The sequence below is a fragment of the Rhodococcus sp. NPDC127593 genome (assembly GCF_042671975.1).
Taxonomy (GTDB): domain Bacteria; phylum Actinomycetota; class Actinomycetes; order Mycobacteriales; family Mycobacteriaceae; genus Rhodococcus_F.
This window is the reverse complement of sequence record NZ_JBHXWI010000053.1, coordinates 64988-72534: the sequence shown is the minus strand read 5'-3', so window position 1 is coordinate 72534 and position 7547 is coordinate 64988. Positions and strand designations below refer to the sequence as shown.

12 protein-coding genes and 1 tRNA gene are annotated in these 7547 nt (G+C 65.4%); 10 read left to right on the top strand and 3 right to left on the bottom strand.

Annotated elements, in window-relative coordinates; genetic code table 11:
* Positions 1 to 203 (bottom strand): hypothetical protein (locus ACFVJ3_RS37390; RefSeq protein ID WP_378456847.1); only part of this gene is annotated, 203 nt, incomplete at its 3' end.
* 224 nt (positions 204 to 427) lie between these two features.
* On the opposite strand from ACFVJ3_RS37390, the gene ACFVJ3_RS37385 reads away from it, so the two are divergent.
* From ACFVJ3_RS37385 to ACFVJ3_RS37370, 4 genes are all read left to right on the top strand, one after another.
* On the top strand, positions 428 to 964 hold the full coding sequence (locus ACFVJ3_RS37385) for a hypothetical protein (RefSeq protein ID WP_378456846.1): 537 nt from the start codon (positions 428 to 430) through the stop codon (positions 962 to 964).
* A 169-nt stretch (positions 965 to 1133) separates the two neighbouring features.
* Positions 1134 to 1559 carry a DUF3052 domain-containing protein gene (locus tag ACFVJ3_RS37380; protein ID WP_005247829.1) on the top strand — a complete coding sequence of 142 codons (426 nt, stop codon included), beginning with the start codon at positions 1134 to 1136 and terminating at the stop codon, positions 1557 to 1559.
* A 40-nt stretch (positions 1560 to 1599) separates the two neighbouring features.
* Positions 1600 to 2064 (top strand): peroxiredoxin, encoded by a 465-nt coding sequence (locus ACFVJ3_RS37375; RefSeq protein WP_378456845.1) that lies wholly within the window; start codon positions 1600 to 1602, stop codon positions 2062 to 2064.
* 32 nt (positions 2065 to 2096) lie between these two features.
* A tRNA-Val gene (locus ACFVJ3_RS37370) sits at positions 2097 to 2168 on the top strand.
* A gap of 54 nt (positions 2169 to 2222) precedes the next feature.
* Here ACFVJ3_RS37370 and ACFVJ3_RS37365 read toward each other — a convergent pair.
* A complete protein-coding gene (locus tag ACFVJ3_RS37365) occupies positions 2223 to 3347 on the bottom strand; it encodes a tyrosine-type recombinase/integrase (RefSeq protein WP_378456850.1) in 1125 nt (374 codons plus the stop codon).
* Positions 3334 to 3843 carry a helix-turn-helix domain-containing protein gene (locus ACFVJ3_RS37360; protein ID WP_378456844.1) on the bottom strand — a complete coding sequence of 170 codons (510 nt, stop codon included), beginning with the start codon at positions 3841 to 3843 and terminating at the stop codon, positions 3334 to 3336. Before ACFVJ3_RS37360 ends, ACFVJ3_RS37365 begins: the two co-directional genes overlap by 14 nt.
* Positions 3844 to 3970: 127 nt before the next feature.
* Here ACFVJ3_RS37360 and ACFVJ3_RS37355 point away from each other — a divergent pair, with 127 nt between their 5' ends.
* The 6 genes from ACFVJ3_RS37355 (at position 3971) to ACFVJ3_RS37330 (ending at position 7373) form a co-directional block, all read left to right on the top strand.
* On the top strand, positions 3971 to 4183 hold the full coding sequence (locus ACFVJ3_RS37355; protein WP_378456843.1) for a helix-turn-helix transcriptional regulator: 213 nt from the start codon (positions 3971 to 3973) through the stop codon (positions 4181 to 4183).
* 85 nt (positions 4184 to 4268) lie between these two features.
* Positions 4269 to 4610 (top strand): hypothetical protein, encoded by a 342-nt coding sequence (locus ACFVJ3_RS37350; RefSeq protein ID WP_378456842.1) that lies wholly within the window; start codon positions 4269 to 4271, stop codon positions 4608 to 4610.
* A 103-nt stretch (positions 4611 to 4713) separates the two neighbouring features.
* Positions 4714 to 5136 (top strand): helix-turn-helix domain-containing protein, encoded by a 423-nt coding sequence (locus ACFVJ3_RS37345; protein ID WP_378456841.1) that lies wholly within the window; start codon positions 4714 to 4716, stop codon positions 5134 to 5136.
* Positions 5137 to 5374: 238 nt separating this feature from the next.
* Positions 5375 to 5704 carry a hypothetical protein gene (locus ACFVJ3_RS37340; protein WP_378456840.1) on the top strand — a complete coding sequence of 110 codons (330 nt, stop codon included), beginning with the start codon at positions 5375 to 5377 and terminating at the stop codon, positions 5702 to 5704.
* 387 nt (positions 5705 to 6091) lie between these two features.
* Positions 6092 to 6589, top strand: coding sequence for a WhiB family transcriptional regulator (locus ACFVJ3_RS37335; RefSeq protein WP_378456839.1), 498 nt, complete (start codon positions 6092 to 6094; stop codon positions 6587 to 6589).
* A 529-nt stretch (positions 6590 to 7118) separates the two neighbouring features.
* Positions 7119 to 7373, top strand: a complete 255-nt coding sequence (locus ACFVJ3_RS37330; protein ID WP_378456838.1) for a hypothetical protein — start codon at positions 7119 to 7121, stop codon at positions 7371 to 7373.
* Positions 7374 to 7547: the final 174 nt, after the last annotated feature.

Here is a 7547-nt window from a genome sequence, read left to right as displayed (position 1 = left end):
TCCAACAGTCCATCGAACGATTCCAACCACTCCGTGGTCTCGTCCGGGTCGATATCCGGCAGATAAGACGCAACACCCTCACGGATGACGCGAACGCGGCCGTCGGAACCCGGGGTCGCACTGGGGTTGGAAGGTTGGGCCGCTCCGGCGCCGGGTACGGCGGAATCCGGTTGAGACGCGGGTCCCTGGATCAGGTCTGACAACGTTGCTCCTCATTGTGGTGGGACGCGCGGTGTGGCGTCCTCTCCATGCGATCGCGGCCTTGTTAGGCCCGACCCATCTCCTTTATGAATATGGCGCAACCCTTATCTTTCACCATCGCGGCTCAGTCGGCACACTGTGTTCGGGTTACTCTCCGGTAGCGTTTGCGCAGATCCGGGGCCGAATGTTGAACTTATCGATGTCGTCGAAAACATGGGGGAGACGAATGCGCACGTCGTCGCGCCGCTGGGGGCCGGCGAGTGCTGCCGTCGCGGCCATCGTCGGTGTGAGCGTCATCGCCGGATGCGGCGGCACGATCGAGGGGACCGCGCAGCAGAACGATTCTCAGGCTGCCGAGTACGCCGCGGAGGCGACGTCCTCATCGGTGGCCGCGTCGTCCTCACAGAAGGCCGCGACCGAGCGGGAGGCGCTCGTGGAGCAGTGCACGATGTTCGTGAACCGTGCCGGCGACACCATCGACACCTACAACGCCTTCATCGACGCCGCCAACGCCGACGCCGCGGACACCGGTGCGAAGGCGAGCGCCGCGGCGGCGGCACTTCGGGCGGCGGCCGACGGGGCGAATGCTGCCACACCCACGCTTCCGGCCGAGCTGACCGGACTGCTCACCGATTACTCGAACAACTATCGGGAACTCGCGGCTGCCGTCGACGGTGGGCAACGCGGAGACATTCTGAACACGCTCGCCAGCCGTGGAGACGAGCTCAGCGACTCGATTCGGGCCGCCTGCCCCACATCGTGACTCCCGCACCGTAGGCTCTGTCGATGACCACGCATCACTACTTTCTGAGAAAAATTCGCGTGGTCGGCTTGCGCGAAAGCGTTCGAGCATGTTCGCTTTCACCTAATTGATCTTCATCCGGCACGGTGTTCGGGTATCCGAGCACCGTCAACAAAAGGAGGACCCCACCGTGGTCGCCGCGGCGGACGCCCAAAACTACGCTCAGAAACTCGGGATCACTGCCGACATGGCGGTACAGGAACTGGGCTGGGACGAGGACACCGACGACGACCTGCGTGCCGCGGTCGAGGACACCATCGGTGGAGAACTGCTGGACGAGGATTCCGACGAGGTGATCGACGTCGTGCTGCTGTGGTGGCGCGACGAAGACGGAGACCTCGTCGACGCCCTCATGGATGCCATCGGCCCCCTGGCCGACGAGGGATTCGTGTGGGTCCTCACCCCCAAGACCGGTCAGCCCGGTCACGTGGAGCCCAGCGAGATCGCCGAGTCCGCACCCACAGCCGGTCTCACCCAGACGTCGGCGGCAAATCTCGGGGACTGGTCGGGAAGCCGTCTGGTTCAGCCGAAGTCGCGTCCCGCGAACAAGCGCTGAGCAGTCTCACCTTTTCGTTCACTCACCGAAGGATTACGTCATGCCGCTCGAGGTGGGCACCACCGCCCCCGATTTCACCCTCAAGGACCAGAACAATCAGGAAGTGACGCTTTCCGATTACCGCGGAAAGAAGAACGTCCTGCTCGTGTTCTACCCCCTCGCGTTCACCGGAACGTGTCAGGGTGAACTCTGCAAGGTTCGCGACGAACTGCCGAAGTTCGAGAACGACGAGACTGCGATTCTCGCGCTCTCCGTCGGTGCGTCGCCGACACACAAGATCTGGTCCGCCGAGCAGGGATACACCTTCCCGCTGCTCGCCGACTTCTGGCCGCACGGTTCGGTCGCGCAGCAGTACGGCGTCTTCAACGAGAAGCTGGGCTTCGCGAACCGCGGCACCTTCGTCATCGACAAAGAAGGCGTCATCCGGTTCGCCGAGATGAATGGGCCCGGAGAGGCCCGTGACCAGGGAGCTTGGGAGAAAGCGCTCGCCACGCTAGAGTCCTGATGCGCATCCGGCGAGGTTCTCGCCGGATGTTCGGGCGTGTAGCTCAGTGGTAGAGCTCTGGTTTTACACACCAGCGGTCGGGGGTTCGAAACCCTCCGCGCCCACCTGGTGAATAGGCCCCGATCTGCACATAACTGCAGGTCGGGGCCTTTTGGTTTCTAGGCGCCTGCGCCGTCTGCCCACACTTTGCCCACACTTGCCCGAGAACGAGCCGCGCTGAGCGCCGTCGCCACTGCCTCGAGGTCGTCGTCGAAAAGGTCGGCGTACACGTCGAGCGTCATCGCCGCCGAGGCGTGCCCGAGCATTTTCTGTACCGCTTTCACGTTCGCGCCGGCCGAAACGGCCATGCTCGCCGCAGAGTGTCGAAGATCATGCGGAGTGACCCGAGCGATACCCGCCGCCGTAACGGCCTTGTCGAACCAACCCGACTCGGTATGCGGCCGGCCGAGGTAGCCGCCGGCCTCGTCGGGGAACACGAGCGCGTCGCGGGTACGTCCCTCGCACTGGCGCGCAAGAAACGGAATCAGGAAATCTGGGAGGGGCACCGTGCGCCGCTTGTGACCCTTGGTCGTGCCGACGACGATCTGATTGCCGATCTCGACGGCGTTCTCGTCGACCGTCGCGCGTCGGCGCAACAGGTTGAGGTCTCGCACACGCATGCCGGTCGCCTCGCCCCAGCGGACGCCGGTATAGGCCAGCATGAGCACCAGGGCGTCGTGCTCGCCGGCCGCACGCGACAAGAGCGCCACTTGCTCGTGATCGAGGTAGACGTGCCGTTTCTTCGGCTTGCGTGGCAGCTTCACGCCGCGTGCCGGATTCGCCGCGATGAGCCGATCACGCACGGCATCGTCGAGGATTGACCCGAGCACTTGATAGGTCCGGATGACCACGGTCGCGCCTACCTGCTTTTCGCCGTCGACGCCACGCCCGAGATCCGATACCCATTGTTGGACGGCGCTCGTCTTGATCTCCGCGAGTCGGGCGTCGCCCCAACGGGGCTGTACGCGCAGCCGCCAGGCGACCTCGACGGGTCGATAGGCGCTCGGCTTGAGGTGAGTCTGCCGGCCGAGCCAATCGGGCCCGAGCTCGTCGATCGTCGTACGGGCATCGGTCGGCGAGATGTACTCGCCGCGCAGCTTGGAGACTTCCGTCGTCGCCGCGAACGCCTCGGCCTCGCGCTTGGTTCGAAATCCGCGCTTATCGGTCTGCTTGCGGTCGGGGGTCCGGTAGCGGACTCGGTAGCGCTTGCCGGCCGCGGTCTCGTAGCTGCTAATCGTTGCCATTGTCGACCGTGTCCGCGTACGCCCGACGTTCAGCAAAGTCCGCCAGGATCACTGCTGCGGCCTCGGGATCACTGTCTGGCGCGGCATCCGCGGCCTGTTCGGTGAGCTGCCGAAATCGCGCCGGATTCGAGTCGCGCATGAAGGTTACGATGTCGCCCGACAGAGGGCGCCGTCCCGATCCCCATTCCCACAGTTGTGCTGCAGGGTAACGGGTTCCGTTCTCGGTGAGCTGTGCCGTCTGCTCGTAGTCATGCGGCAGGAGCAACGCCAATGGCGACACGCCAAGCGCGAGAGCGAGCGCCACGAGATCGTCCGCATCAATGCGGCGCGCTTGGCTCTCGATTCGAGACAGGCCGAGGGTGGCGATCGGCCGGCCGAGGTCGTCGAGTTTCCGGCTGAGTTCGGCGTAGCTGAGGTTCTGGGCAGTCCGTAGTCGCTCGACGTTCTGCGCGGCGGTCACTCCAGTCGGACCAAGTGGGTTCTTTTTCTCTGCCATGCCGCCCAGTCTGGCACATCAAAGTGATTCCGATGCCAATCACATTGACATACTGCGAATCTCAATGGATAGTGATCCGCGTACCAATCAAAGTGATTTGATATGGAATCGAAATGAAGGGTCTCATATGTCAGATCGACGACCGCTCGCAACAGATACCGAGTTTTGCGAGTTCACCGGGCTCACCAAAGGGCAGTCCGCACAGCTTCGCTGGCAGGGCAACGGGCCGAAGTTCGTCAAGGTCACGGGGCGCCAGATCCGCTACCGCTGGGAAGACGTGGAGGCGTGGATTGATTCGCGGACTCGCACGCGTACCGATGACCGAAGCGGTGCCGCCTGATGCCTGCCAACGAAAACGCCCGCGACGCCGACCAGGGCGCCACGGGCACGAACCGACCAAACCTCCAGGAAAGGACCGCTCGACCGTGACCTTACCAACCGCGAACGCGACCACCCTCGTCTTTGCCGCCGAGCAGACCCGGCACACCATCGCCGAGATGTTCGACGGAGTATCTCGAATCGATCGAGACGGAGGCCGTCTGATGCTGCTCTCAGTCCACACATTCGACGCCGTGCAGCGCGTGCGAACGCAAAGCGCATTTATCTCGGTCGACTTCAGCGAGGACGTGAACGTACTCCTCGACCGACCCGAGGCCGAGCTGCTGGCGCGCAGGATCCTCGCCGCGCTCGAGGTTCCGGCGCCGGCCGAGCTGCACCGCGACTCGGCTCGTGTCGACGCCGAGGCCGAGATCCGGGAGGGCCTGTGAGCACCGCGGCGCTCGTCCTCGGGGCCGTGCTGCTCGCCGAGAACGTCGTGCTGCTCGTCGCCGGCTACGCCCGCTTTGACGAGAACGCAGGTGATCGCCGACCATGACCGCACTGCCGGCAACCGAATTCGACGACGAGACGCCCGAGAGTCTGCGGCACAACGCCGCAACCGCCGAGCTTTCGCCCGTCGGGCGCTTCGAGTGGGAGCGCATCATTCGGCGCGTCAAGATGCCGGCCTCAACTAAGCACCTGGCGCTCACGCTGGCGACATACGCCGATTCCGACGGCTCGCGCATCTGGCCGGGCAATGAGCGCCTCGCACGTGTCATGTGCGTATCGACCTCAACGGTCGAGCGGGGGCTCAAACGGCTCAGATCGCGGGGATTCCTTCAACGTACGAAACAAGGCAACAAGTACGCGCACCAGGCCGACGAGCATCGGCTCACCGTGCCGTCAACACTCCTCGAGTTCGACCTACTGCCGCCCGATGAGGGCCCAAGTCTGGCCGTCACTCATGACGGTTAGAGATTCGCATTGGAGTCGAGTCTGCCCCTCGCCAGTGACGGCCAGACTCGGCCAAAAGTGGGCCTCGCCGAGAAAGTCTGGCCGTCATCTCAGAAAGTCTGGCCGTCATTTTGGGCAACTCTGGCCGTCACCCATGCCGCCCCACCATGTAATACCAACCACTTACCAGACCAAGAGACATCGTTCCCGGCTTGAGAGCGCAACTCACGACCGCATGCGCGGGCAAGGAGAACCCACCATGAAATTCGACTCTCAATCGATCCCAGATTGGAGCCGATCGACGCCACTAGACGACTTCGGCCTGGCCGGCTATCACGCCGCGATCTGTGTCAATGAGGACGGCAGCACGGCACCGTGGCTCGTCGCCGCGACCAACGAGGGCCCGCACGGCTGCGCTTGCAAGGACTGCGCGCCGCACGAACAGCACACGCGGATACCTCAACCGATGCGCGAGGCGCTGCACATGACCTGCGGCCGGCCTCGTGCCGACGGCAGGCCGTGCCGCTCGGCCGTCCGCTCGCCCGGCCTCGCATGTCACCAGCACGCCGAAAGGGAGCGCATCGCATGACCTACGACCGCACTGGCGAGCCGATCGACGAGCCCGGACGGGCCCGACCGCCGCACAATCCCGACTGCCGCCGCGGCTGGCTCGGCGAGGATCTCGACGGCCATCCCGTGCCGTGCCTGCAGTGCCGCCCGCACCTGGCTCGCACGGCCAACGTGAACGACCACGGGGCCAATCGACGAGCGCCGGTCGCAGGTACCGCCGTTGTCTGGAGCCGACGTGCGAGGTGATGACTCGGGCTCTCTCGTCGCTCTGCAGCCAGCATCAAACCGCAGTCCCGACCGTGGACATACGCGGCGGGCTCGTGCGCGTGGGACACCTGGCGCTCACGCCGGCGGATGCGCTGACGCTAGCCGACACGATCGTCGACACGATCGAGGCATACAAGCGATGACCCAAGCGAAGCCACCGACGGCCGAGCGGATCGCCGAGACAGTCGGGGATCTCGACCGGCTCGGGATCTCAGTGAGCGCCACTATCGCCGAGGTTCTCGCGGCAATGCGAATCGCGGGCCACCGTTCGGGCACGACTCGGGCACGGCTGGCGCAACGGGCACGCCAGGCGCGGGACGGGGTGAGGACGCGAATCGCGAAGGCCGGCGAGCGGGCCGTCCTGCCTCGGGCGTTCCCGCTCGTCGGCGAGCTCGTCGACGGCCGGCTACTCGGTGTCGCGTGCGTCGGGCATCACGCACTGTTCGACGACCATCACGACCACGAGTGGGAGCCGTCCCGTGCCGCGCGGCACCGTGCTGCCGCTGAGATCTGCGCTCGCTGCCCCGTATTCGGCCCGTGTCGCGAGGTCTACACCGAGCACGCCGGCCACGTGGCGGGCGTCTGGGCCGGCGAAGCGCACACCAGTGCAACAGCCAACCGAAAGGCCACAGCATGACTCACGTCGCCATCGTCCAGGCATCGCGCAAGAAGGGCGCGCCGCACCGATGCGGCGGCCAGCGATGCGCCGCCCTCATCCGCAAAGGCCGGCTATGCCCGGACTGCATCGCGCGCAGCACGCACGCCGATCGCGATGAGTAGCGGCGCGGGCCGTGTCCTGCAGTGCAGGCTCGACCACTGCAACAAGGGCACGACCGCCGATGACAGGTTGTGCGCCGACTGCCGGAGAGACCGGGCAGCCGCTGCCGAGGCTGCACTCGCCGCTGACGAGAGCTGGATGCGCGATGCCTAGCCCCCGACCTACCCGAGTGCGACCAACGGACCGCAGCGGGCAGCTCAGGGGGTAGGGGGGTCGCCACCGCTGGGGCCGGCCCACGGGACCTCGGGGAAGTCATGTTTTTCGCGCTCAGGATGGGCGCGCAGGGGGTAGCTCAATGGGGGGGCTCGGAAATCCGTCCGCGCATTCCGTCGGCAGCCGGCCCATACCAGCTGACGGCTACTGCCATTCGTACAGAGGAGATCTCAAGATGGATATTCGACCGATCGACAAGGCGCGAGCCGCTCGCGTGACTCTCGGCCTGCTCGACGACGACCGATCGCAGTGCAACCGCGCTCTCGCCGAGGCCAATACCGAGAGCGCGGTGCATCTGCTCATCGGCGCTCTCGCCGGCGGTCTCGCCGAGCTGCTCGTCGCCACCGCCGGCGAGGAGAACACACGCTCGACGCTGCAGCGCGCCATTCTCGACGCACAGCTCGCCGGCGAAAGGCCGGCCGATGCGTGAGCCTGAGCCCTCGACCGAGGGCGAAGAGGTGGGCGCATCGCCGAAAATGGTTCGCGTACCGACCCATACCGGCCGAGGATTCGGCGATTACGACGAGCATGCCGAGGTTCCCATCGACACAGCGGATCACTGGGACTCGAGAATTTGGCACGATTCGCCGTAGACTGTCCAGCG

Coding starts and splice junctions, on each gene's coding strand:
- ACFVJ3_RS37385 (WP_378456846.1), top strand. CDS start 428: ATGCGCACGTCGTCGCGCCGCTGGGGGCCGGCGAGTGCTGCCGTCGCG.
- ACFVJ3_RS37375 (WP_378456845.1), top strand. CDS start 1,600: ATGCCGCTCGAGGTGGGCACCACCGCCCCCGATTTCACCCTCAAGGAC.
- ACFVJ3_RS37365 (WP_378456850.1), bottom strand. CDS start 3,347: ATGGCAACGATTAGCAGCTACGAGACCGCGGCCGGCAAGCGCTACCGA.
- ACFVJ3_RS37360 (WP_378456844.1), bottom strand. CDS start 3,843: ATGGCAGAGAAAAAGAACCCACTTGGTCCGACTGGAGTGACCGCCGCG.
- ACFVJ3_RS37355 (WP_378456843.1), top strand. CDS start 3,971: ATGTCAGATCGACGACCGCTCGCAACAGATACCGAGTTTTGCGAGTTC.
- ACFVJ3_RS37345 (WP_378456841.1), top strand. CDS start 4,714: ATGACCGCACTGCCGGCAACCGAATTCGACGACGAGACGCCCGAGAGT.
- ACFVJ3_RS37340 (WP_378456840.1), top strand. CDS start 5,375: ATGAAATTCGACTCTCAATCGATCCCAGATTGGAGCCGATCGACGCCA.
- ACFVJ3_RS37335 (WP_378456839.1), top strand. CDS start 6,092: ATGACCCAAGCGAAGCCACCGACGGCCGAGCGGATCGCCGAGACAGTC.
- ACFVJ3_RS37330 (WP_378456838.1), top strand. CDS start 7,119: ATGGATATTCGACCGATCGACAAGGCGCGAGCCGCTCGCGTGACTCTC.